Below are 24,184 nucleotides of genomic sequence, written 5' to 3' on the forward strand. Positions count from 1 at the left end.
CAACCCCAAAACCCGCGCAGTGTCGCTAAACGACAACTTGCAGCGCCCTGCCCGTCACGCCAAGATAGACGCACTTTCCAGGAACCCCAGCATGAATTTCTGCAGCCAGTGCGGTAAACCGGTTACCCAACGCATCCCCGAAGGCGACGGCCGCCTGCGCTTTGTGTGTGATCACTGCTCGACCATCCACTACCAGAACCCCAATATCGTCGCCGGCACCGTACCGGTGTGGGGCGATAAAGTGCTGCTGTGCCGCCGCGCCATCGAGCCGCGCCTGGGTTACTGGACCCTGCCCGCAGGGTTTATGGAGAACGGCGAGACGGTGCAACAGGCCGCCGCCCGCGAAACCCTGGAAGAAGCCTGCGCCCGCGTGCACAACCTGAGCCTCTACACGCTGATCGATGTGCCGCACATCAACCAGGTGCATATCTTCTACCGCGCCGAGCTGGTGGACCTGGACTACGCCGCCGGCCCCGAAAGCCTTGAAGTGCAGTTGTTCGACGAAGCCGACATCCCTTGGTCCGAGCTGGCTTTCCGCACCGTGGGGCGTACCCTAGAATACTTTTTCGCTGACCGTCGGCAACAGTCGTTCCCGGTGCGCAGCGAGGCCGTGCCGCCAATGGGCAAGCCCACCCCATAACACTCCGGCAGATGGCCTTTAAAGGGATACCGTTTCAATGCGTTGGTTGCTTGCTCTTATCTGCCTGTCGTTCGTTACCCTGTCATCGGCCTCCACCGTGGAAACCCTGGGCGGTAAAACCGTCGAAAAAGTCCTGGTGCTCAAGTCCGCCCACCAGCTGCAGTTGATCAACGACGGCAAGCCCTTCAAGACCTACCGTATTTCCCTGGGCAAAAACCCCAAGGGCCACAAGTTGATCGAGGGCGACCGCCGCACGCCGGAGGGCCTGTACTGGATCGACTGGCGCAAGACCAGCGAGCGCTTCAACCTGGCCATGCACATCTCCTACCCGAATATCAGCGACGCCGCCCGCGCCCGCCGCGAAGGCGTGAAGCCGGGCAGCATGATCATGATCCACGGCACCCCCGACACCGAGGATTACCCGGAGCAGTGGTTCCACACCCTGGACTGGACCGACGGCTGCATCGGCATGCGCAATGTGGATATGCGTGAAGTCTGGACCCTGGTCAAAGACGGCACCCTGATCGAGATTCGGCCGTAATCTCGTACCGTTCGTAAAATAATCTGAAAATAATTCCTGCCCCTGGCAGCGCCTGCCGGTGAATACCAGTTCACCGTGCGGGCTGCGCACTTCTGCGCGCGATAAAGACCTCTCTAATACCACTTGATACCAGGCACCAATAGAGCGCCCTAAAACCGGTGCTTGCACCGTTTTGGCAGCATTGACATGGTATTTAAGTGGTATTAATTTCCGGCCCACACCGGGCGACAACACTCCAATAACCGCATCGGAAACCTCACAGATGAACCCCATCCTGACGCTGCGTCCCGACGACAAACAATCCACGCCGCTGTACCTGCAACTGGCGCGCAACCTCGAAGCGGCGATCCATGCCGGCCAGTGGAAATCCGAACAGGCACTGCCGTCGGAGCGCGCCCTCAGCGAGCAGTTGAGTATTTCGCGAGTGACTGCGCGTAAAGCGCTGGAAGTGCTGTTTGCCCAAGGCCTCATCCGCCGCAGCCAAGGCTCCGGCACGTTTATCACGCCGCGCCTGGAACAACCGCTGTCACGCCTGTCGGGCTTCAGCGAGATGCTGCGGCTGAAGGGTTTTGTCCCCACCTCCCAGTGGCTGGAGCGCGATATCACCCCGCCGACCCACGAAGAGCTGATCCGCCTGGGTCTGTCGCCTACCGACAAAGTGGCGCGCCTCAAACGGCTGCGCAAAGCCGATGACACGGTCATGGCGATTGAAATGACCGCCATGCCCGCTTCAGTGCTGCCCCACCCGCAAGCCATCGGCAATTCGCTGTACGAATACCTGGAAAGCATCGGTAAGCCTGTGGTGCGTGCCCTGCAGCACATCCAGGCCATTAATGCCTCGGATGAGTTCGCCAAGCTGGTAGGCATTGCTCCCGGCACCGCCATGCTGCTGATGACCCGGGTCGGCTACACCGCCGACAACACGCCGATTGAAATCACCGACACCTACTGCCGCAACGACTACTACGACTTCGTCGCAGAACTGCGCCGCCATGACTATTCCGCTGAACTGCGAATTTAGAGAACTGCCCATGTCCGAAGACAACATCCTCACGCCCAGCGGCTGGATTCGCGGCCGCCTGGTGCACGAGCACGGCAAGGTCGTCGCCATCGAAGGCACGCCGTGCGACCCGGCTGACAACGACTTGCCCTACTTGCTGCCCGGTTTTATCGACTTGCATGTGCACGGCGGTGGCGGCAAGGACATCATGGAAGGCGTTGAGGCCTTCGAGACCATCACCCGCACCCATGTGCGTTTCGGCACCACCTCGCTGCTGGCCACCACCATGACGGCACCGGTGGATGAAATCTCCCGCGTGCTCGGCCAGCTCGGCACCTTCTGCGAGCAACGTCCTACAGGCAGCGCCCGTGTGCTCGGCGTGCACTTGGAAGGTCCCTACATCAATCCAGGCAAACTCGGCGCCCAACCTAACTTCGCCCACACCGCGTTGATGGCCGAAGTGGAAGCCTACCTGCGCCTGGCGCCGATCCGGGTGATCACCATCGCGCCGGAAATCGCCGGCCACGATGCGCTGATCCGCGCCCTCAGCGAACGCGGCGTGCGCATGCAGATCGGCCACACCCTGGGCAGCTATGAAGAAGGCGTCGCCGCCCTCGCCGCCGGTGCCACCAGCTTCACCCATTTGTACAACGCCATGAGCCCGCTGCATCACCGCGAGCCCGGCATCGTCGGCGCCGCGCTGGCGCACGCCCAGTACGCCGAATTGATCCCCGACCTGCTGCACGTCCACCCCGGCGCCATGCGCGTGGCACTGCGCGCGATCCCCTGCCTGTACTGCGTCACCGACTCCACCGCCGCCGCCGGCATGCCCGATGGCGAATACAAGCTGGGCAGCCACACCGTGACCAAATGCCTGGGCGGGGTGCGCCTGGCCGACGGCACCCTGGCCGGCAGCACGCTGACCATGGACCAGGCGCTGCGCAACCTGGTGAAGATCGGCCTGCCCATCAGCGAAGCCTCACAACGCCTGTCGCAATTTCCTGCGGACTACCTGGGCCTGGAAGAACGCGGCCGCCTGCAACCCGGCAGTTTTGCCGACTGCGTGCGCCTGGACCGCTCCCTGACACTCACCGACGTAATGGTCGAAGGAGAAACCATTGACTTCAAAAATGCTTGAAGAGGCCCTGGCCTCCTGCGACGCCGTCGCGGCGCAGCTGCAACGCCTGGACCCGTTGCTGGAGGAAGTCGCCGGCCGCCTGCGCCGCCAGCCGCCGCAAGTGGCGATGACCATCGCCCGTGGCAGCTCGGACCATGCCGCCAGCTACTTCGCGTACTTGGCCATGCAACATGTGGGCATTCCGGTCGCGTCATTGCCCATGTCCGTGGTGACCTTGTTGCAAGCGCCGATGAAAGTCAGCGGCCAGGTCGCATTTGGGTTCTCCCAATCGGGGCAGAGCCCGGACCTGGTCAACAGCCTGCGCCTGCTGCGTAAACGTGGCGCCTTGAGCGTTTCGCTGGTCAACGCCGAAGATTCGCCCTTGGAAGCCGCCTGCGAGTTTCATATACCGCTGTGCGCCGGGCCGGAACACAGCGTGGCCGCCACCAAAAGCTTTATCGCCACCCTCAGCGCCAGCGCGTTGTTGATCGGCCACTGGAACCAGGAAGCCGATTTGCTCGAAGCCTGCCGCGCCCTGCCCGACGAGCTGCGTACAGCCGCCAAGCAGGATTGGACCACAGCCATCGACGCCCTGCGCGATTGCCAGCAATTGATGGTCATCGGCCGAGGCGCCGGCTTTGCCATCGCCCAGGAAGCCGCGCTCAAGCTCAAGGAAACCTCGGCGATCCAGGCCGAAGCGTTCAGCAGCGCCGAAGTGCGCCACGGGCCGATGGCGTTGATTGGCGATAACTATCCGCTGTTGGTATTCGCCCCACGCGGCGCCGAGCAAGCCGGCCTGCTGAGCCTGGCCGCCGACATGCGCCAACGCGGCGCCCGCGTGTTGCTGGCCGCGCCGGACGATATCGCCGAACGCGACCTGACTTTGAGCCGCGCCGAACACCCGAGCCTGGACCCGATCCTGGCGATCCAGAGTTTCTACGTGATGGCCGCAGGCCTGGCGGTCGCCCGGGGCATGGACCCGGACCAACCGCGCCACCTGAGCAAAGTCACTCGCACTCACTGAGTCGAGTGCCGTGTTTTCCTGATGAGTACCGTGCCCATGTCCAACAACAATAATGATCTGACCCTCTGCGCCCCCCTCAGCGGGCCGGTACTGACCCTGGGCAATGTTCCCGACGACGTGTTCGCCAGTGGCGCCATGGGCGACGGCATTGCCATCGACCCGCTGAATGATTGCCTGCACGCGCCGTTTGACGGGGAAATCATCCACGTCGCGCGCACCGGGCACGCCCTGACGATCCGCGCCAAGAACGGTGCCGAGGTGTTGATGCATGTGGGCATCGATACGGTGGAACTGAATGGCGAGGGGTTTGCCTTGCTGGTGAAGAACGGCGCGCGGGTGAGCCAGGGCCAAGCCCTGGTTCAGTTTGACCTGGACCGGATTGCGCGCCAGTGCAAGAGCCTGGTCAGCCTGATCATCCTGACCAATGGCGAGCGCTTCGAATTGCGTGCGCTTGCCGGGCGAACGGTCAAGGTCGGCGAGCCGTTGTTGCAGATCGTGGCGCGTCCGGCGGCGTCGGCTGAAACGCCTGTGGATAACTCGGCAGGTGAAGCCAGCGCCAGCGTACGCATTACCCATCGGGGCGGATTGCATGCGCGTCCGGCGGCATTAGTGCGCAAGGCCGCGCAGGGTTTCAGCAGTCAGGCGCAACTGCATTTTGGCGACAAGTCGGCGTCGTGCGACAGCCTGATTGGCTTGATGGGCCTGGGCATTGGTGAAGGTAATGAGGTCCGTGTGAGCTGTCGTGGCAAGGACGCTGAGGCGGCGCTGCAGGCGTTGGTCGCGGCCTTGTCCGCCGTCATTAAAGAAGAACACCACGCCCCCGCCGCAGCCCCCGCGCCGCGCCGGGCGAATACCGAAGTCGGTGTGTTGCAAGGCGTGTGTGCTGCGCCGGGCCTGGTGTGCGGGCCGCTGTTCCGCCTGACCGGCATCGAGCTGCCTGCCGACACCGGCAACCACTCTGCCGATGAGCAACTGCAGCGTCTGGACGCGGCCTTGGAGCAAGTGCGCAGCGAAATCCGCAGCACCCTCGACCACGCCCGCCAGCGCAAGAACACCGAGGAAGAGGACATCTTCGCCGCCCACCTCGCGCTGCTGGAAGACCCTAATTTGCTCGAAGCTGCGACCGGCTCGATTGAACAAGGCAGCGCGGCTACCCATGCCTGGCGCGATGCAATCCAGGCGCAATGCGCAGTGCTGCTGGCCCTGGGCAAACCGCTGTTCGCCGAGCGCGCCAATGACCTGCGTGACCTGCAACAACGGGTGCTGCGCGCATTGCTGGGTGAAGCCTGGCACTTCGAATTGCCGGCCGGGGCGATTGTCAGCGCCCATGAACTGACGCCGTCTGACCTGCTGCAACTGAGTGCGCAACACGCCGTCGGCCTCTGCATGGCCGAAGGCGGCGCCACTTCTCACGTAGCCATTTTGGCTCGGGGTAAAGGCCTGCCTTGCGTAGTGGCGTTGGGCGCCGACGTACTCGACGTGCCCCAGGGCCAACGCGTGGTGCTGGACGCCGCCAACGGTCGCCTGGAACTGGCCCCCAGCGATGCGCGCCACGCTGAAGTGCACCAGATTCGCGACGCGCAAAAGTTGCGGCGCCAGCAGCAACAGGCCCAAGCCCAACAACCCGCTCACACCACCGACGGTGTGAGCATTGAGGTCGCCGCGAATGTCGCCTCCAGCGCCGAAGCCCAGGTTGCTTTTGAAAACGGTGCCGATGGCGTCGGCCTGCTGCGCACCGAATTTCTCTTCGTCGACCGCCGCACCGCGCCCGATGAACAGGAACAACGCCACGCCTACCAAGCCGTGCTGGATGCCATGGGTGACAAGTCAGTGATCATCCGCACCATCGACGTGGGTGGCGACAAGCAACTCGACTACCTGCCGCTGCCCGTCGAAGCCAACCCGGTGCTGGGCCTGCGTGGCATTCGCCTGGCCCAGGTGCGCCCTGACGTGCTCGACCAGCAACTGCGCGCCCTGCTGCAAGTCAGTCCGCTGGCGCGCTGCCGGATCCTGCTGCCGATGGTCAGCGAGGTCGATGAACTGCTGCACATCCGCCAACGCCTGGATGAGCTGTGCGTGGAGTTGGAGCTGACCCAGCGCCCCGAACTGGGCGTGATGATCGAAGTGCCCGCCGCTGCACTGATGGCCGAGCAGCTTGCGCGGTATGCAGACTTCCTGTCCATCGGCACCAATGACCTGTCCCAGTACACCCTGGCGATGGACCGCGACCACGCCGGCCTCGCCGCCCGCGTCGATGCGTTGCACCCGGCGCTGCTGCGACTGATCGCCCAAACCTGCGCGGGCGCTGCGAAACACGGGCGTTGGGTCGGCGTGTGTGGCGCCCTGGCATCCGACCCGCTGGCCACACCGGTGCTGGTTGGCCTGGGGGTCAGCGAGCTGTCCGTCAGCCCGCTGCAGATCGGCGAAATCAAGGACCGCGTCCGCCACCTGGATGCGGCGCAATGCCGGCAACTGAGCCAGGGCCTGCTCGACCTGAGCAGTGCCAAGGCCGTTCGCCAAGCCTGTCAACACCACTGGCCGCTGAGCTGAAAACAACAAGAATAGGGAGACACGCCATGTACCAACACTTCATCGAAGGCCTGCAACGCCTCGGCCGCGCGCTGATGCTGCCGATCGCAATCCTGCCGATCGCCGGCCTGCTGCTACGCCTGGGCGACACCGACCTACTGAACATCGCGGTGATGCACGATGCCGGGCAGGCGATCTTCGCCAACCTGGCGCTGATCTTCGCCATCGGCATTGCCGTGGGTTTCGCCCGCGACAACAACGGCACGGCGGGACTGGCCGGGGCGATTGGTTACCTGGTGATGGTCTCCACGCTCAAGGTGATGGACACCACCATCAACATGGGCATGCTCGCCGGGATCGCCAGCGGCTTGATGGCAGGCGGGCTGTATAACCGCTTCAAGGACATCAAACTGCCGGAGTACCTGGCGTTCTTTGGTGGGCGACGTTTTGTACCGATTGTCACCGGGTTTTCGGCGGTCGGCTTGGGCGTGATCTTTGGTTTGATCTGGCCGCCGATCCAGCATGGCATCAACAGCTTCGGCGTCTTGCTGATGGAAAGCGGCAGCCTGGGGGCGTTTGTGTTCGGCGTGTTCAACCGCCTGCTGATCGTTACCGGCCTGCACCATATCCTCAACAACATGGCGTGGTTTGTGTTTGGCACCTTTACCGACCCGGTGACCGGGGCGGTCGTGACCGGTGACCTGACCCGCTACTTTGCAGGCGACCCCAAAGGCGGCCAGTTCATGACCGGCATGTTCCCAGTGATGCTGTTCGGCCTGCCAGCTGCGTGTTTGGCGATGTACCGCAATGCATTGCCGGAACGACGCAAGGTGATGGGTGGGATTTTCCTGTCGATGGCGCTGACCTCGTTCTTGACCGGGGTGACTGAGCCGATTGAATTTGCGTTTATGTTTCTTGCGCCGTTTTTGTACCTGATTCACGCCGTGCTGACGGGCCTGTCGATGGCTGTCACCAATATGCTGAATATCCACCTGGGCTTTACCTTCTCCGGTGGGTTTATCGACATGGTGCTGGGTTGGGGCAAGTCCACCAATGGCTGGCTGGTGTTCCCGGTGGGGTTGGCCTACGCGGTGGTCTACTACAGCGTGTTCAACTACTGCATTCGTCGCTTCAACCTGAAGACGCCGGGCCGGGAAGATATCCAGGTGGTGCAGGCTGAGGTGATGACGGATAACCAGCGGGCCACGGCATACATCCAAGCCCTGGGCGGCGCAGAGAATCTGCTGAGCGTCGGCGCCTGCACCACACGCCTGCGGTTGGACATGGTGGATCGCAACAAGGCGGTGGACGCGGAGCTGAAAGCCCTGGGTGCCATGGCGGTAGTGCGGCCAGGCAACGGCGGAAGTTTGCAGGTGGTGGTCGGGCCGATGGCCGATAGCATTGCCGATGAGATTCGCTTGGCCATGCCGTCGTTTGTTGTCAGTGCACCTATGACGGTTGCGCCTGTGAATAAGCAGCTGGCGGTGAATGTGCAGGAAGCCGAGAAATGGCTGAGTGCCTTGGGCGGCCGGGGGAATGTGCGGCAGCTGGAAGCCGTGGCGATGACCCGGTTGCGGGTGGAGTTGGGGGATGATTCGGGGTTGTCCGAAGCTGATCTCACTGCACTGGGTTGCCAAGGGGTGAGCCAGCTGGAAAGCGGTGTTTGGCACCTGTTGATTGGTGACAAGGCATCCGGGTTGAGTGAGGCGCTGGAGCGGTTGGTTACCCACCCAATCAACGCCTGATCCCCCTGTGGCGAGGGAGCTTGCTCCCGCTGGGCTGCGTAGCAGCCCCTTGTTCAGAACACCCATTTTTTCAGACAGAACGCTGTGGCAGGTTTTGGGGGCGCTTCGCCCCCCAACGGGAGCAAGCTCCCTCGCCACAGAGTGTGATGTATTCATTTACTGACCGACACTGCGTTGCCAAGGTGTCAGCCAGCTGGAAAGCGGTGCTTGGCACCTGTTGATTGGTGATAAGGCCTCCGGGTTGAGTGAGGCGCTGGAGCGGTTGGTGACCCGCCCAATCAACGCCTGATCCCCCTGTGGCAAGGGAGCTTGCTCCCGCTGGGCTGCGTAGCAGCCCCTTGTTCAGAACACCCCTTTTTTCAGACAGAACGCTGTGGCAGGTTTTGGGGGCGCTTCGCCCCCCAACGGGAGCAAGCTCCCTCGCCACAGGGTGTGATGTATTCAGTTGCTGATCGGCACTTCCTGTAGGTCCAACACCCGATCGACCATCAACTGGATACCTTCCACCATTCGATGAATCCCCAGCACCGCATCACGCTGGGGGCCGTCGACGTCAAACGCCAGATTGCCCGCCAGTGCCTGGACTGATGCCAGGTCTTGGGAAGCATTGGCGAGCAGGGTTTCGCTGTTCAAGTTGGGTAGTACAGTGAAGAGTTGGTCGGCGGGCTGAGAATCAGATGGAGGATTTGGACTGTTTTTGATCATGGTAAAACTCCTAACAAAAAGTGGGAGCTACCGACATCACTTGCAGATGATGGGTGGCAGCTGTGTACGGGTCTGCAAGACCGAGTTGTTAGGAACCTCGGCAGACCCGAGGGTCTCCCGCACACAGCCACCATGAATCAATAACCGCTTTATGAAAGCGGCATGATTATAGGTGCGCTGTTCAGCACTAACAAATTATCGGCGGGCTTGCAGTCCCGGTCACTGAATTGGCAGCGACGGGAAAAGGTTAGTGAGGTGAGTTCCGAGGGACAACCTGAAAGGCTTGTAGGAAATCTCTGAGGCGCCTGTACCGACGCCATCGCAGGCAACGAAAACCCGGCCAAAGCCGGGCGCTTTAATCTCGGTTACTCAATCCGAGCAAACCGCTCAATAACAGGCTGTTCTCTATGCTCTGCCTGCCACAGGTCATAACTGCTCTGCATTGAGAGCCACATCTGGGCCTTGCTGATGCCCGCGCGCTCAAGCCGCACAGCTAGATCAGGGCTAACAGGCGCATGCCCATGAAGAATTCTTGAAAAGGTTTCCCTAGCGAAACCCAGGCGGCGAGCAACTTCAGTGATCGTCATTCCCAGCCCGGGAATGACATCCTCAAGCAGTATTTCCCCTGGGTGAGGAGGATTGTGCATACCCATAAACAGACCCCTTCTCAGTGGTAATCCAGATAGTCGACCAGCTCGACTTGATCGTCATACATGCGAAAAATGATGCGCCAGTTACCACTGATGCTCACTGACCAGTAGTCGACAAGATCCCCCTTCAAGCGATGGAAGCGCCAACCTGGCAGTTCCAGATCGCTCCAATGAATCGCGCTGTCTAAAATCAGCAAGACACGGCGCAAGCGATTCACGTGGTTGGCATTGATCCCTTTCGTTGAGCCCGTTTCATAAAAGATGCGAAGGCCTTTATGTTTCCAACTAACGATCATGGCGCGATTGTGATGTGATACATCACGCCATGCAATAGCCGCATATCAGTTCTGGTCGTCAGACTCATAACATTCCACCACTGAGAAAATGCAAAGCAGGGAGGCTAGGGAGATGGGTTCCGAGGGACAACCTGAAAGGCCTGTGGGAAAGATCTGACGCGCCTGTCCCAACGCCTTCGCGAGCAAGCCCGCTCCCACATTCGACTGCATTCCTTCAGGATAAACGCGGTCGAATGTGGGAGCTGGCTTGCCTGCGATTGGCCCTTACAGCCAACAAAAAACCCGCTGACCAAACTGGCCCAGCGGGTTTCTTGTTTCTACAGCCAACAGATCAAAAATCCGCCAGCTGCCACACCTCATACGCCGGTGTCTCATACGGATGGCTAAGCTTGAGTGCAGCCACGACAGCCACAATCAACTCATCCGCCACCACCAGCTCAACCTTCCATTCCTCAACCACTTCAACCTGGCCCACCTGCCCAATAAACGGCTGGCTGCCGTCCAACGCGCGGAATTGGCCCTGGCCCAGCACTTGCCAGGCGCAGCTGTCGTAGTTGCCGATGCGCCCGCCGCCAGCTGCGAAGACGGCGGTTTTCACCGTCTCCACGTGGCTGTCGGGCACGAAGAAGCTGAGCTTGTACACGGCCTTAGTTCACCCACACGCGGGCGTTGCGGAACATGCGCATCCAGGCGCCGTCCTCGTCCCACTCTTCCGGGCGCCACGAGTTCTGCACGGCGCGGAATACACGCTCCGGGTGCGGCATCATGATGGTCACGCGGCCGTCGCGGCTGGTGAGGCCGGTGATCCCGCGCGGCGAGCCGTTCGGGTTGGCCGGGTAGGTCTCGGTGACCTTGCCATGGTTGTCGACGAAACGCAGGGCAACGGTGCCGGACAGGTCAGCCTCAAGCAGGGCCTCTTCGCTGGCGAACTCGGCATGGCCTTCACCGTGGGCGATGGCGATTGGCATGCGCGAACCGGCCATGCCTTGCAGGAAGATCGAGTTGGACTCCTGCACCTGCACCATGGCAACACGGGCTTCGAACTGCTCGGAACGGTTGCGCACAAAGTGCGGCCAGAACTCGCTGCCTGGGATCAGTTCGCTGAGGTTGGACATCATCTGGCAACCGTTGCACACACCCAGGGTGAAGCTGTCGTTGCGTTCGAAGAAACCCTGGAACGCATCACGGGCACGGCTGTTGAACAGGGCCGATTTGGCCCAGCCTTCACCGGCACCCAGCACGTCGCCGTAGGAGAAACCACCGCAGGCGACGAGGCCTTTGAACTCATTGAGGTCAACGCGACCGGCGAGGATGTCGCTCATGTGCACGTCGATCGCATTGAAGCCGGCGCGGTCGAACGCGGCCGCCATTTCCACTTGGCCGTTGACGCCCTGCTCACGCAGTACGGCAACCTGTGGGCGAATGCCTTTCTTGATGTAAGGCGCGGCGATGTCCTGGTTGACGTCGAAGCTGAGCTTGGTGCTCAGGCCCGGGTTGTCTTCTTCCAGGATCACGTCGAATTCCTGCTCGGCGCAGTCGGCGTTGTCGCGCAGGCGTTGGATCTGGTAGCTGGTCTCGGCCCACTGGCGTTGCAGCAAGCGGCGCTGGCCGGCAAACACGGTGTCGCCGTTGAACGAGATGTTGATCTCGCCGTTGTTGATCGGCTGGCCGATCACCGCGACGCAGTCGTCCAGGCCAGCGGCGCTGAATTGTGCAAGCACGTCCGGGGTAGCGTCCTGGCGAACCTGGATCACTGCGCCCAACTCTTCGTTGAACAGGATGCCGTTGATTTCGGAGGCATCCTCGGCAACGCTGTCGAGCACGATGTTCAGGCCGCAGTGACCGGCGAAGGCCATCTCGACGACGCTGGTCAGCAAGCCGCCATCGGAACGGTCGTGGTAGGCCAGCAAGTGACCGTCGGCGTTGAGGCCCTGGATCACGGCGAAGAAGGCTTTGAGGTCTTCGGCGTCATCGACGTCCGGCGCGTGTTTGCCGAGCTTGCCATGGGTCTGTGCCAGGATCGAGGCGCCCATGCGGTTCTGGCCACGGCCCAGGTCGATCAGGATCAGGTCGGTGGTGCCCTTGTCCATGCGCAATTGCGGGGTCAGGGTCTGGCGGATGTCGGTGACCGGTGCGAAACCGGTGACGATCAGCGACAGCGGCGAAGTGACGCTCTTGTCGGTGCCGTCTTCGTTCCAACGGGTGGCCATGGACATGGAGTCCTTGCCCACCGGAATGGTGATACCCAGCTCAGGGCACAATTCCATGCCGACCGCTTTGACGGTGTCATACAGGCGTGCATCTTCGCCTGGGTGACCGGCTGCCGACATCCAGTTGGCCGACAGTTTGATGTCGGACAATTTACCAATGCGCGACGCGGCGATGTTGGTGAGGGTTTCACCAATGGCCATCCGGCCCGACGCCGGAGCGTCCAGCAGGGCCAGCGGCGTGCGCTCGCCCATGGCCATGGCTTCACCGGTGTAGACGTCGAAGCTGGTGGCGGTGACGGCAACGTCAGCCACGGGAACCTGCCACGGGCCGACCATTTGGTCACGGGCCACCAGGCCGGTGATGGTGCGGTCGCCGATGGTGATCAGGAAGCTTTTGCTCGCCACGGCCGGGTGGTGCAGCACACGTTCGATGCTGTCGGCCAATTCCAGCGTGCTTGGGTCGAAGTCATCGCCCAGTTCGGCTTCACGTACCGCCGAACGGTGCATGCGTGGGGCTTTGCCCAGCAGCACTTCGAGCGGCATGTCCACCGGGCTGTTGCCGAAGTGGCTGTCGGTAACGGTCAACTGCGGCTCGGCAGTGGCTTCGCCGACCACGGCAAACGGGCAGCGCTCGCGTTCGCAGATGGCCTGGAAGCGCGCGAAGTCTTCAGGGCCGACGGCCAGTACGTAGCGTTCCTGGGATTCGTTGCTCCAGATTTCGTGCGGGGCCATGCCCGGCTCGTCGTTTGGAATGTTGCGCAGTTCGAAACGGCCACCACGGTCGCCATCGTTGACCAGTTCCGGGAAGGCGTTGGACAAACCACCGGCGCCGACGTCGTGGATGAAGCTGATCGGGTTCTTGTCACCCAACTGCCAGCAGCGGTCGATGACTTCCTGGCAGCGACGCTCCATCTCAGGGTTTTCGCGCTGTACGGACGCGAAGTCCAGGTCTGCCGAGCTGGTGCCGGTGGCCATGGAGGAAGCTGCGCCGCCGCCCAGGCCGATCAACATCGCCGGGCCGCCGAGTACGATCAGCTTGGAGCCGACCAGGATCTCGCCTTTCTTGACGTGTTCTTCGCGGATGTTGCCCATGCCGCCGGCCAACATGATTGGCTTGTGGTAACCGCGCACTTCATCGCCACGCGGGGTGGTGATGGACTGTTCGAAGGTACGGAAGTAACCGGTCAGCGCCGGACGCCCGAACTCGTTGTTGAAGGCGGCGCCGCCCAGTGGGCCTTCGATCATGATGTCCAGCGCGGTCACAATGCGCTCAGGCTTGCCGTACGGCACTTCCCACGGCTGTTCGAAGCCTGGGATCTGCAGGTTGGACACGGTGAAACCGGTGAGGCCCGCCTTGGGCTTCGCGCCACGGCCGGTTGCACCTTCGTCACGGATTTCGCCGCCGGAACCGGTGGCTGCGCCTGGGAATGGGGCAATCGCGGTCGGGTGGTTGTGGGTTTCAACCTTCATCAGGATGTGCACCGGCTCCTGCACCGCGCCGTACTGGCGGGTTTCAGGGTCCGGGAAGAAACGGCCGGCGACGGAGCCGACGATCACCGAAGCGTTGTCCTTATAAGCAGACAGAACGCCTTCGCTGTGCATCACGTAGGTGTTCTTGATCATGCCGAACAGGCTTTTTTCCTGGCTTTCGCCGTCGATGTCCCAACTGGCGTTGAAGATCTTGTGACGGCAGTGCTCGGAGTTGGCCTGGGCAAACATCATCAGTTCGATGTCGTGCGGGTTGCGCTTCAAGCCGCTAAAGGCGTTGACCAGGTAGTCGATCTCGTCTTCGGCCAAGGCCAGGCCCAGCTCGGTGTTGGCCTTCTCGAGGGCGGCGCGGCCACCGCCGAGCACGTCAATCGCGGTCAGCGGCTTGGGCTCGGCGTGGCTGAACAGGCCGGCAGCCTGTTCCAACTGGCTGACGATGATCTGGGTCATGCGGTCGTGCAGGCTGCTGGCGATCAGCTCGGCTTCGGCATCGCTGAACTGGCCGGCGACGTAGAAAGCGATACCACGCTCCAGGCGCTGGATTTTGTTCAGGCCGCAGTTGCGGGCGATATCGCTGGCCTTGCTCGACCAGGGCGAGATGGTGCCGAACCGCGGCAATACCAGGAACAAGCGGCCGTTAGGCTCTTGAACCGGAACGCTTGGGCCGTACTTCAGAAGGCGCGCCAGCACTTGCTGTTCGTCGGCGGTCAACACGCCGGTAACGTCGGCGAAGTGAGCAAATTCAGCATACAGGCCTGTAACCGCTGGAACCTTCTGGCTCAGTTGCTCAAGGAGTTTGCTGTGGCGAAAGGCAGAAAGGGCAGGAGCGCCGCGCAGGATCAACATCTTCGGGACAGCCTCGGGAAGGGGGTGTGCTTTGAGGCCGTGCATTCTAGCGTAAACCGTCGCCAACGGCACCCGAAACGCTACCGGTGGCTGGCGCCGAACGTCAGTTGGCCGGATTACAGCCCTTTCGAGGGGTCATAGTGGGCATTCGGCGCAGTTATTTTAACCGTCACAATCCCCTGCCAAGCCACGTTTCTGCGGGCTACAGCACAGTTTTTCGGGCGCTAGCAGACAAGTCCCGCGCTGTCGAGATATGGCGCCGTGGGCCGTTTGCGTATACTGCGCAGATGTTCTCCCCAACTGCTTTGCGCCCGCGATGCGCCAAATGGCTCATCGCAACCGGACTCTTCCTGATGCTCAGCGCCTGTGTTGATAAGCCCAGCACGCTCGAGCGAATCAAGGAGGATGGCGTATTGCGGGTGGTTACCCGGAACAGCCCGGCGACTTATTTCCAGGACCGCAACGGTGAAACCGGTTTCGAATACGAACTGGTCAAGCGCTTTGCCGACGACCTGGGCGTGAAGCTGGAGATCGAGACCGCCGACAACCTCGACGATCTGTTCGGCCAGTTGGGCAAGCCCAACGGCCCGGTCCTCGCGGCGGCCGGCCTGGTCAGCAGTGAACAGCGCCAGGCGCAGGTACGTTTCTCCCACCCTTACCTTGAAGTCACCCCGCAGATCATCTATCGCAATGGCCAGTCCCGCCCGACCAATGCGGCGGACCTGGTGGGCAAGAAGATCATGGTGCTCAAGGGCAGCACCCACGCCGAGCAACTGGCAGCGCTTAAAAAGCAGAACCCTGCCATTGAATACGAAGAATCAGACGCCGTTGAAGTCGTCGACCTGCTGCGCATGGTGGACGAGGGTCAAATCGACCTGACCCTGGTCGACTCCAACGAAGTGGCGATGAACCAGGTGTACTTCCCCAACGTGCGCGTGGCATTCGACCTCGGCAATGCCAGCAACCAGAGCTGGGCCGTCGCCGCCGGTGACGACAACAGCCTGCTCAACGAGATCAACAGTTACTTGGATAAAGTCGAGAAAAACGGCACGTTGCAGCGTCTGAAAGACCGCTACTACGGGCATGTCGATGTACTCGGCTATGTGGGCGCCTACACCTTCGCCCAACATCTGCAGCAGCGTTTGCCCAAGTACGAAAAACACTTCCGCGCCTATGCCAAGGAAGAAAAGGTCGATTGGCGCCTGTTGGCAGCCATTGGCTATCAGGAATCGCTGTGGCAGCCGGCCGTCACGTCCAAGACCGGCGTGCGCGGCCTGATGATGCTGACCCAGAACACCGCCCAGGCGATGGGCGTGTCCAACCGCCTGGACCCCAAGCAAAGCATCATGGGCGGTGCCAAGTACCTCGCCAAGATCAAGGATGAACTGGACGACAGCATCGCTGAGCCGGATCGCACCTGGTTCGCCCTCGCCGCCTACAACGTCGGCACCGGCCACTTGGAAGATGCCCGCACCTTGGCCAAGCGCGAAGGCCTGAACCCGAACAAGTGGCTGGACGTGAAGAAGATGCTGCCGCGCCTGTCGCAGAAGCAGTGGTACAGCAAGACCCGCTATGGGTATGCGCGCGGTGGGGAGCCGGTGCATTTTGTGGCGAACATCCGGCGTTACTACGACATCCTCACCTGGGTGACCCAGCCGCAGTTGGAAGGCAACCAGGTGGTCGAAGGCAACTTGCATGTGCCGGGCGTGGACAAGACCAAGCCGCCGGAAGATAACCCGCAGTTGTAAGAACACAGCAAACCTCATGTGGGAGGGGGTTTGCCCCCTCCCACATTTGGATCTCCACCTGGCTTAGAGGCCGGTGAGCAGATGTACTACGCCGCCCGCCAACACCATCACCCCAGACACACCTGCCGCCCTTAACGCCGCCTCGTCCACCCGCCCCGCGTCCTGCAACTGCACCCGCACCCGCGTCAGCGCCACACGCTGCTGCGACTTGAGATTATCCGCGCCACCCAATGCGCTCAGCATGTCGGCCGACAACAGACTTTGCTTCGGCGCAGTGACGGTCTCTGCAATCAAATCTGGCGTCAGCGCCTTCCAGAACGCCCGCTGTAATTTCTCGAACATGCTCAGTGCTCCACGACAGGTGAGGTTTCAACGGTAGCCGCGTGATATTGGCGCAGGGCCTCACGCACTTGGGAGGCTTCTTCCAGGCCCAACACCTGGCGGGCGATGATCTGGCAGTCAGCCAGGTCCAGCTCGCGCACGGTGGCCTTGATGGTGGGGATCAACGGCACGCTGACCGACAACTCGTCCACGCCCAGCCCGATCAGCACCGGCACGGCCAGCGCTTCGGACGCCAACGCGCCACACACACCGACCCACTTGCCATGGGCATGCGCGGCCTTGACCGTGGTGGCGATCAAGCGCAGCACCGCCGGGTGGAAGCTGTCGGCCTGGCTGGCCAATCGCGGGTGGTCGCGGTCCATGGCCAGCGTGTACTGGGTCAGGTCATTGGTGCCAATCGAGAAGAAGTCCACATGGGGGGCGAACACGTCCGCCATCAGCGCCGCCGACGGCACTTCAATCATGATGCCCAGCTTCGGCAACTCGGTGAGCTTCAGCGCCAGCGCTTCCTCTTCAAGGATCTTGCGCGCCTGGTGCAGCTCCGACAGCAGGCTGACCATCGGCAACATGATGTGCAGCCGCGCAAACCCGGCACTGGCGAGGATCGCGCGGAACTGTTCGCGCAGCAGCTCAGGACGTTCCAGGCACAGGCGAATGCCGCGCAGGCCAAGAAAGGGATTGGTCTCAGCCTCCATGGGCACATAGGCCAACGGTTTGTCGCCGCCAACATCCAGGGTGCGCACTACCAGGTTGCGCTCGGAGCCCAGGGCGCGGGCGATCGCGGTGTAGGTGCCGGCTTGCTCCTCGGGGCTCGGCGCGCGGTGGCGGTCCAGGTAGAGGAACTCCGAACGCAACAGGCCGACACCTTCGCCGCCGAGGGTCAGGGCGTGCTCCACTTCTTGCAAGGAGGCCACGTTGGCGGTGACTTCGACGTGATGGCCGTCGCGGGTGGTGGCCGGTAACGACGCCTGCGCCACGTCGCGCTGATGGCGCAGCACCTGCTGTTTGCGCGCGGCCTCCAGGTGTGCGATCTCGGCCAGGTTCGGCTCCAGGTGCAGCTCGCCTTTGTCGGCGTCGAGCAGCACTTGTTTGCCATTGGCCAACCCCAGCACGTCGGCCGAAACACCGCAAATGGCCGGCAGGCCAAGGGCACGGGCGAGGATCGCGACATGGCTGGTCGCGCCGCCGCCGACGGTGACGAACCCCAGCACTTTGCGGGTATCCAGGCTGGCAGTCTGCGAAGGCGTCAGTTGCTCGGCGATCAGGATTGCACGTTCCGGCAAGTCCCAGGCGCTGTCCTGAATCCCCAGGATCAGCTTCAGTACACGCTGGCCGACGTCCGCCAAGTCTGCCGCACGTTCGGCCAACAGGGCATTGCCTGAACCCTGGAACAGCTTGGCTGTGGCGAGCGTGGCACGGTTCCAGGCAAAGGCGGCGCTCTTGCCGTCAGCCAGCAGACTGTGGGCTTGTTCGAGCAAGGTCGGGTCCTCGAGCAATTCCTGATGAGCGCGGAAAATCTCCGCCTGGGCACTGCCGCAAGCCTTGTCTTGCAACGTTCGCAGGGCCTCGGTGGCAGCCAGCAAGCCACGCGCCAGGGCGGCACGCTCCGTCGCTTCATCCGTACCGTGTTCAGGAATGGCCAGTTCGGGCTCGATCACCTGAACCACCTGGCCAAATGCCGAACCCGGTGAGGCGCACACGCCTTTAAGCAACGTCGCCGACAATACCGTCGCGGCCGGTTCGGCAACGGTCGCCACCGCCTCGCCACAGCCTTGCGCCAACAAGGCCACCAGTGCCTTGATCGCCGCCTCGGCATCCTCGCCCGCCGCACTCACTTGCAGGGTGTCGCCCTTCACCGTTTGCAACGCCATGATCGCCACCAACGACTTGGCGTTGGCGCTCTGGGTTTGCTTGTGCAGGTAGATGCTGGCCTTGAAGCCCTTCGCCGCCTGGGCGAATACCGCCGCTGGGCGAGCGTGCAGGCCGTTGGCGTTGGGTAAGGTCAGCGGCTTGGAAAACAGTGCCTCGCCCTCCTCCTCGTCCATCACGTCAATGGCTTCACTTGGGGATAACTGCAACAGTGGCTGGCCGGACGCCACAAGACCGCTTGCCAATACGCTAAACGGCTCGCCGCTGACCACCAGCATCAAGGTCAGCAAACTGCGTGCGTTGAGTGCCACGTAGTCGGCATCGAATTCGATCAGCGCCTGCCCGGCCTCCACCCGCTGGCCTTCCTGCACCCGCCGGGTGAAGCCCTGGCCTGCCAGGTTGACGGTGTCCAGGCCGATATGCAGCAGCACTTGGACGCCGTTGTCGTCGGTGATGCTGACGGCATGCCCGCTGTCCTGGATATTGCTGATCACCCCAGCCAACGGGGCACACAAGGTCTGCGAGGTCGGGTCGATGCACAGGCCGTCGCCGATCACGCGACTGGAGAATACCGGGTCGGGGACCTTGTCCAGTGCCAGCAGCACACCGGATAGGGGCGCCAGCAGTTCCAGGGGTTTAGATGGGGTCATGACTTCACCTGCTGTTTTGTTCTGTAAAAATCATTGGGTGATGCAACCCCAAGATGACGACGATCCAATGTGGGAGCTGGCTTGCCTGCGATAGCATCGCCTCGGTTTTACTGAAAGACCGAGTCGCCCGCATCGCAGGCAAGCCAGCTCCCACACAAAGCGCATTCACATGAGTTCGCGCTATTTCCACCAGTATTCGACTTGCACACCCACGTTCGACCCATGCCGCGCCGTGCCATAGGAACCGGTATCAGATAACGCCGACCCCGCCGCCAATTCATTCGCCGCGCGCTTGGCCGCCTCGTTCCAGGTTGCATAGGTGTAGTACAAGCGCACCTCCGGCCGCGCCCAGAATTCCGGGCCTTTGGGGGACCAGGTCGGGGCGAAGGTGAATTTGCTCAGTTTGCGGGTGCCGCCAGTGGCGTCGACCTGATCATGCCCAAGCTCGGTGACCAGTTTGAACTGCTCGCTGATCGCATACGCCGGGCGCACACCGATGGACATCCAGGTCTGGTCCTGGCTGCCGGGACGAATATGCTTCTGGTACACCGCCTCGACCTGTCCACCAAAACGCGGGGTCACCTGCCAGTCGAAAAACTCCACGGCGCGGTAACTTTTGCTGCTGTTGTCCAGGAAGGTATTGCCGGTGTAGCCCAGGCCGGTGCCGGGCCCTTCGCCGTACTGCAAGGCGAACTTGTTCTTGCCACCCAGGAAAGGTTTTTGCACATGCTGCGCAGTGATCGCCCAGCCGCTGTTGGTGTCACGCCCGCCAGCTTTTTCGATGTAGCTCAGGCCCAGTTCCAGCTCGCCGCCGGGGTTGGTCTTGAAGCCCGCGACGTTGAAGTCGTGACGGGTGGCGTATGCCTTCTGGTACAGGTTGTCCTTGCGCGAAATGGCGTAGCTGTATTTGAGGTCGCCGATCAGCACGTCCTCAATCCCGCCGCCCGTGGCGCTCTGGTTCCAGTAGTAGAAGTCGGAGATATGGATGTCGTTACGTTTGTAGTAACGCCGACCGGCCCACAGCGAGCCACCATTGAGGCTGGGCAGGTTGGACCATTGTGCATACAGCTGCGGCATGCGCGCGGTGCCGTTGTTTTCGCCCTGGAATTTCAGCTCACGATCGTACTTGTTGTAGAGCGAAGCCATTGCATCGACGCTGAGCACCGAGCCGTCATCAAGGGTGAGCAGGTCCTGGCGCAGTTCCAGCTCGGCGTATTGCTCGCATTCGTTACCCAGACGGTACTTGGTTTGTGCCCCCGGCAGTTGGAAACATTGCTGTGGGCCGCTGCCCGTTGAAGTGCCCGCGCCGCTGCGCAAGTAACCGGCGAATTCCAACGCCTCAGCGCCAAACGGCAGGCTCAGACAAGACGCAACGAGGCCCAGCTTTATTGTTGTTTTCATGCAGCACTCCGATATTTTTATTATGTTTTTTTCAACGCGCCCCGTGCTCCCACACGGGGTTACAACGGGCCTCAGTCCTTGAGGTGCAACACAAACGATTCGTACGGGCGCAGCGCTACCGTGCCCGTACGCACCGGGCAGTCCGGGTAGTTGCTGATCAGCAGGCGTTGTTCGCTGGCCGGGTTGATGACGCCGTCCGGCAGTTGGATTTCGCAGGGCGTGCCGTAGAAGTTGTTCAGCACCAGCAGCTGCTCGCCATGGCCTTCGCGCAGGTAGGCCCAGACCTGCAGATGGTCTTGCAGCAACTGGCGATAAACACCGGCCTGGATCAGCGGCTCGTGACGGCGCAAGGCGATCAGCGCACGGTAGTGATGCAGCACTGAATCCGGGTCATCCAGCTGGCGCTCGACGTTGATCTGCGCCGCATTGGCCGGGATGCCGATCCACGGCTCGCCGCTGCTGAAACCGGCGTTCGCCTGGGCATTCCACTGCATCGGCGTGCGGCCGTTGTCGCGGGACTTCTGCATGATCGCGGCCATGCTCGACGCCTCGGACTCGCCCGCATCGCGCTTGAGCCGGAAGATGTTGAGGGTCTCCACATCGCGGTACTGCTCGATCCTGTCGAAGCCCGGATTGGTCATGCCCAGCTCTTCGCCCTGGTACACAAATGGCGTGCCTTGGAGGAAGTGCAGCGCGGTCGCCAGCATCTTGGCCGAGACCACACGGTGCTCACCGTCATGGCCGAACCGCGAGACCACCCGTGGCTGGTCGTGGTTACACCAGAACAGCGCGTTCCAGCCGCCACCGGCCTGCATGCCCAGTTGCCAATCCGAGAGGATCTGCTTGAGCTGCAGGAAGTCGAAGTCGGCCTTCACCCACTTCTGAAGGTTCGGGTAATCGACTTTCAGGTGATGAAAGTTGAAGGTCATCGACAGCTCTTTCGACTCCGGCCGCGAGTAGCGGATGCAGTGTTCAAGGCTGGTGGATGACATCTCGCCGACGTTGATCAGGTCGTGCCCTTCGAAGACTTCGCGGTGCATTTCCTGCAGGTAGTCGTGCACGTTCGGGCCGTCGGTGTAGAAGCGACGGCCGTCGCTGCTGTCTTCGGGGAAATCGGCGGGCTTGGAGATCAGGTTGATCACGTCCAGGCGGAAACCGCCCACGCCTTTGTCGCGCCAGAAGCGCATCAGCTTGAACACCTCGGCGCGCACCTTGGGGTTGTCCCAATTCAGGTCGGCCTGGGTGTGGTCAAACAAGTGCAGGAAGTACTGCCCGGTTTGCGCCTCGTATTCCCAGGCCGAGCCACCGAACTTGGATTCCCAGTTGTTCGGCTGGTCGCGCCAGATGTAGAAGTCGCGGTACGGGTTGTCGAGGCTGCTGCGCGCCTGCTGGAACCACTCGTGTTCGATGGACGTGTGGTTGACCACGATATCGAGCATCAGCTTGATGCCACGCTTGGCCGCTTCGCTGATCAGCAGGTCGCAGTCGGCCATGGTCCCGTAGCTGGGGTCGATGGCGTAGTAGTCGCTGATGTCGTAGCCGTTGTCGCGCTGTGGCGAGCGCAGGAACGGCGTGATCCACAGGCAGTCGACACCCAGCCATTTGAGGTAGTCGAGTTTGTCCACGATGCCCAGCAGGTCACCGGTGGCGTTACCCGCGTGGCTGTGGAAGCTTTTGGGGTAGATCTGGTAGATCACCGAGTGTTGCCAGTTTTGCATGGTGGGTTCCTTCAGTTGATTTTTGTGCAGGCCTTTCGGGCCTCATCGGGGGCAAGCCCCCTCCCACATTTGAAATGCGTTTCAATGTGGGAGGGGGCTTGCCCCCGATTGCGGTAGATCAAGCAACCCTGTACCCAGGCCGAACAATCTTCATGCTCAACGCACAGGTCAAAACAAACGGCACGACCATCGCGATGACCATGCCGATCACAAACACCGCGATGGATTGCGGCACGATCGAAATAAACCCAGGCAAGCCCCCCACGCCGATGGCCGACGCCTGCACCTTGTTCAGCGACAGGAAAATGCTGCCCAGCGCCGAGCCCACCAGGGCCGCATAAAACGGAAATTTGAAGCGCAGGTTCACCCCGAACATCGCCGGTTCAGTGATGCCGAAGTACGCGGAAATCGCCGAGGTCGACGCCATGCTTTTGTCCCGCGCATTGCGGGTGGTGTAGAACACCGCGAGCGCGGCGCTGCCTTGGGCCAGGTTGGACATGACGATCATCGGCCAGATAAAGGTGCCGCCCTGGGTGGAGATAAGCTGCAGGTCCACGGCGAGGAACATGTGGTGCATGCCGGTGATCACCAGCGGCGCATACAGCAGGCCGAAAATCGCCCCGCCGACCATCGGCGCCAGGTCAAACAGGGTGACCACGCCTTCGGTGATCAGGATGCCAAGGTGACGGGTCACCGGGCCGATGATGGCCAGGGCCAGCACACCGGTCACGACAATGGTGGTGATCGGCACGACGAGGAGTTGAATTGCATTGGGCACCCGCGCACGTAGCCATTTCTCGATCACACTCATCACATAAGCCGCCATCAGGATCGGCAGGATCTGCCCTTGGTAGCCCACCTTCTCGATCTGGAACCAACCGAAAATATCGAAGTACGGCAAGCTTTGACCGTCGAGCCCGGCCACTGCCTTGCCATAGTTCCAGGCGTTGAGCAGGTCCGGGTGCACCAGCATCAGGCCGAGCACGATGCCAAGGATTTCACTGCCGCCAAAGCGCTTGGCCGCCGACCAACCGACCAACGCCGGCAGGAACACGAACGAGGTGTTGGCCATCAGGTTGATCAGGCTCCAGAGGCCATCCAGGTTCGGATACGCCTCCAGCAGCGTCTTGCCCTCGATGAACATGCCCTTGGCGCCCATCAGGTTATTCACGCCCATCAACAGGCCGGCGATGATCAGTGCGGGCAGGATCGGCATGAACACATCGGAGAACACCCTTACCAGGCGCTGCATGGCATTGGTCTTGTCGGCGCCCTTCTTCTTCACATCGGCGATGGTGGCGGCGGCGAGGCCGGTCTGTTCGCGCAGGGCGGCGTAGACCTTTTCCACTTCGCCGGGGCCGATCACCACTTGGAACAGGCCACCGGTAAAGAACGAACCCTTGACCAGATCGACCTGGTTCAGCGCGCTGCTGTTGACCAGGCTCGGGTCCTTGAGCGCCAGGCGCAGACGGGTCACACAGTGGGCAGCTTGCTCAAGGTTGTCGCTGCCCCCGAGGTTTTCGAGGATCTCGCGGGCAATGTTCGAATAGTCGTGGCTCATGCTTGTTTTCCACTTTGATTTTTTTATTTGAGGGGCAGTCATTGGCAGCACGCCGAGGGCAAAAGTACTCGTCTGTACGAGTTAAAGCAACAACTCGTCTGTAC

At 61.8% G+C, this 24,184-nt stretch carries 18 protein-coding genes; 8 read left to right on the forward strand and 10 right to left on the reverse strand.

Annotation, left to right across the window (positions count from 1 at the left end):
- Positions 1–91: 91 nt before the first annotated feature.
- The 7 genes from BM403_RS13940 to nagE all read left to right on the forward strand — a co-directional run bounded on the left by BM403_RS13940 (position 92) and on the right by nagE (position 8,596).
- Positions 92–640 (forward strand): NUDIX hydrolase, encoded by a 549-nt coding sequence (locus BM403_RS13940; RefSeq protein WP_043205844.1) that lies wholly within the window; start codon positions 92–94, stop codon positions 638–640.
- Positions 641–677: 37 nt separating this feature from the next.
- Entirely contained in the window at positions 678–1,181 is a 504-nt protein-coding gene (locus tag BM403_RS13945) for a L,D-transpeptidase family protein (RefSeq protein ID WP_015885708.1), read from the forward strand.
- Positions 1,182–1,443: 262 nt separating this feature from the next.
- Complete coding sequence (locus BM403_RS13950; RefSeq protein WP_015885709.1) at positions 1,444–2,202, forward strand: GntR family transcriptional regulator; 759 nt, start codon at positions 1,444–1,446, stop codon at positions 2,200–2,202.
- Positions 2,203–2,212: 10 nt separating this feature from the next.
- Complete coding sequence (gene nagA, locus BM403_RS13955; RefSeq protein ID WP_015885710.1) at positions 2,213–3,319, forward strand: N-acetylglucosamine-6-phosphate deacetylase; 1,107 nt, start codon at positions 2,213–2,215, stop codon at positions 3,317–3,319.
- Positions 3,312–4,322, forward strand: coding sequence for an SIS domain-containing protein (locus BM403_RS13960; RefSeq protein ID WP_015885711.1), 1,011 nt, complete (start codon positions 3,312–3,314; stop codon positions 4,320–4,322). The genes nagA and BM403_RS13960 overlap by 8 nt, the downstream gene beginning before the upstream one ends.
- Before the next feature lie 36 nt (positions 4,323–4,358).
- Positions 4,359–6,872: a phosphoenolpyruvate--protein phosphotransferase gene (ptsP, locus tag BM403_RS13965; protein WP_093543262.1), complete on the forward strand. Its 2,514-nt coding sequence runs from the start codon at positions 4,359–4,361 to the stop codon at positions 6,870–6,872.
- 26 nt (positions 6,873–6,898) lie between these two features.
- Entirely contained in the window at positions 6,899–8,596 is a 1,698-nt protein-coding gene (gene nagE / locus BM403_RS13970; RefSeq protein ID WP_093543264.1) for an N-acetylglucosamine-specific PTS transporter subunit IIBC, read from the forward strand.
- 441 nt (positions 8,597–9,037) lie between these two features.
- Here nagE and BM403_RS13975 read toward each other — a convergent pair whose 3' ends face one another.
- The 5 genes from BM403_RS13975 to purL form a co-directional block, all read right to left on the reverse strand.
- The gene (locus tag BM403_RS13975; RefSeq protein ID WP_015885714.1) at positions 9,038–9,301 is read right to left on the reverse strand and encodes a DUF6124 family protein; all 264 of its coding nucleotides are present in this window, start codon (positions 9,299–9,301) and stop codon (positions 9,038–9,040) included.
- A gap of 365 nt (positions 9,302–9,666) precedes the next feature.
- Entirely contained in the window at positions 9,667–9,954 is a 288-nt protein-coding gene (locus tag BM403_RS13980) for a HigA family addiction module antitoxin (protein ID WP_010207958.1), read from the reverse strand.
- Positions 9,955–9,968: 14 nt separating this feature from the next.
- Positions 9,969–10,247 (reverse strand): type II toxin-antitoxin system RelE/ParE family toxin, encoded by a 279-nt coding sequence (locus BM403_RS13985; protein ID WP_015885715.1) that lies wholly within the window; start codon positions 10,245–10,247, stop codon positions 9,969–9,971.
- 331 nt (positions 10,248–10,578) lie between these two features.
- Complete coding sequence (locus tag BM403_RS13990) at positions 10,579–10,890, reverse strand: YqfO family protein (RefSeq protein WP_015885716.1); 312 nt, start codon at positions 10,888–10,890, stop codon at positions 10,579–10,581.
- Positions 10,891–10,894: 4 nt separating this feature from the next.
- Positions 10,895–14,791: a phosphoribosylformylglycinamidine synthase gene (gene purL, locus BM403_RS13995; protein ID WP_093543266.1), complete on the reverse strand. Its 3,897-nt coding sequence runs from the start codon at positions 14,789–14,791 to the stop codon at positions 10,895–10,897.
- Between the two features lie 287 nt (positions 14,792–15,078).
- On the opposite strand from purL, the gene mltF reads away from it, so the two are divergent.
- Positions 15,079–16,539, forward strand: a complete 1,461-nt coding sequence (gene mltF, locus BM403_RS14000) for a membrane-bound lytic murein transglycosylase MltF (protein ID WP_015885718.1) — start codon at positions 15,079–15,081, stop codon at positions 16,537–16,539.
- Positions 16,540–16,602: 63 nt separating this feature from the next.
- Here the strand turns inward: mltF and BM403_RS14005 are convergent, their stop codons facing one another.
- From BM403_RS14005 to treP, 5 genes are all read right to left on the reverse strand, one after another.
- A complete protein-coding gene (locus BM403_RS14005) occupies positions 16,603–16,881 on the reverse strand; it encodes a PTS sugar transporter subunit IIB (RefSeq protein WP_093543268.1) in 279 nt (92 codons plus the stop codon).
- A 2-nt stretch (positions 16,882–16,883) separates the two neighbouring features.
- A complete protein-coding gene (ptsP, locus tag BM403_RS14010) occupies positions 16,884–19,400 on the reverse strand; it encodes a phosphoenolpyruvate--protein phosphotransferase (RefSeq protein WP_093543270.1) in 2,517 nt (838 codons plus the stop codon).
- Between the two features lie 180 nt (positions 19,401–19,580).
- Positions 19,581–20,801 carry a maltoporin gene (locus tag BM403_RS14015; protein WP_093543273.1) on the reverse strand — a complete coding sequence of 407 codons (1,221 nt, stop codon included), beginning with the start codon at positions 20,799–20,801 and terminating at the stop codon, positions 19,581–19,583.
- A 71-nt stretch (positions 20,802–20,872) separates the two neighbouring features.
- Positions 20,873–22,519: an alpha,alpha-phosphotrehalase gene (gene treC, locus BM403_RS14020; protein ID WP_015885721.1), complete on the reverse strand. Its 1,647-nt coding sequence runs from the start codon at positions 22,517–22,519 to the stop codon at positions 20,873–20,875.
- A 118-nt stretch (positions 22,520–22,637) separates the two neighbouring features.
- A complete protein-coding gene (treP, locus tag BM403_RS14025; RefSeq protein ID WP_015885722.1) occupies positions 22,638–24,080 on the reverse strand; it encodes a PTS system trehalose-specific EIIBC component in 1,443 nt (480 codons plus the stop codon).
- Between the last annotated feature and the right edge of the window lie 104 nt (positions 24,081–24,184).

This window comes from Pseudomonas sp. OV546 (assembly GCF_900116845.1).
GTDB lineage: Bacteria > Pseudomonadota > Gammaproteobacteria > Pseudomonadales > Pseudomonadaceae > Aquipseudomonas > Aquipseudomonas petroselini.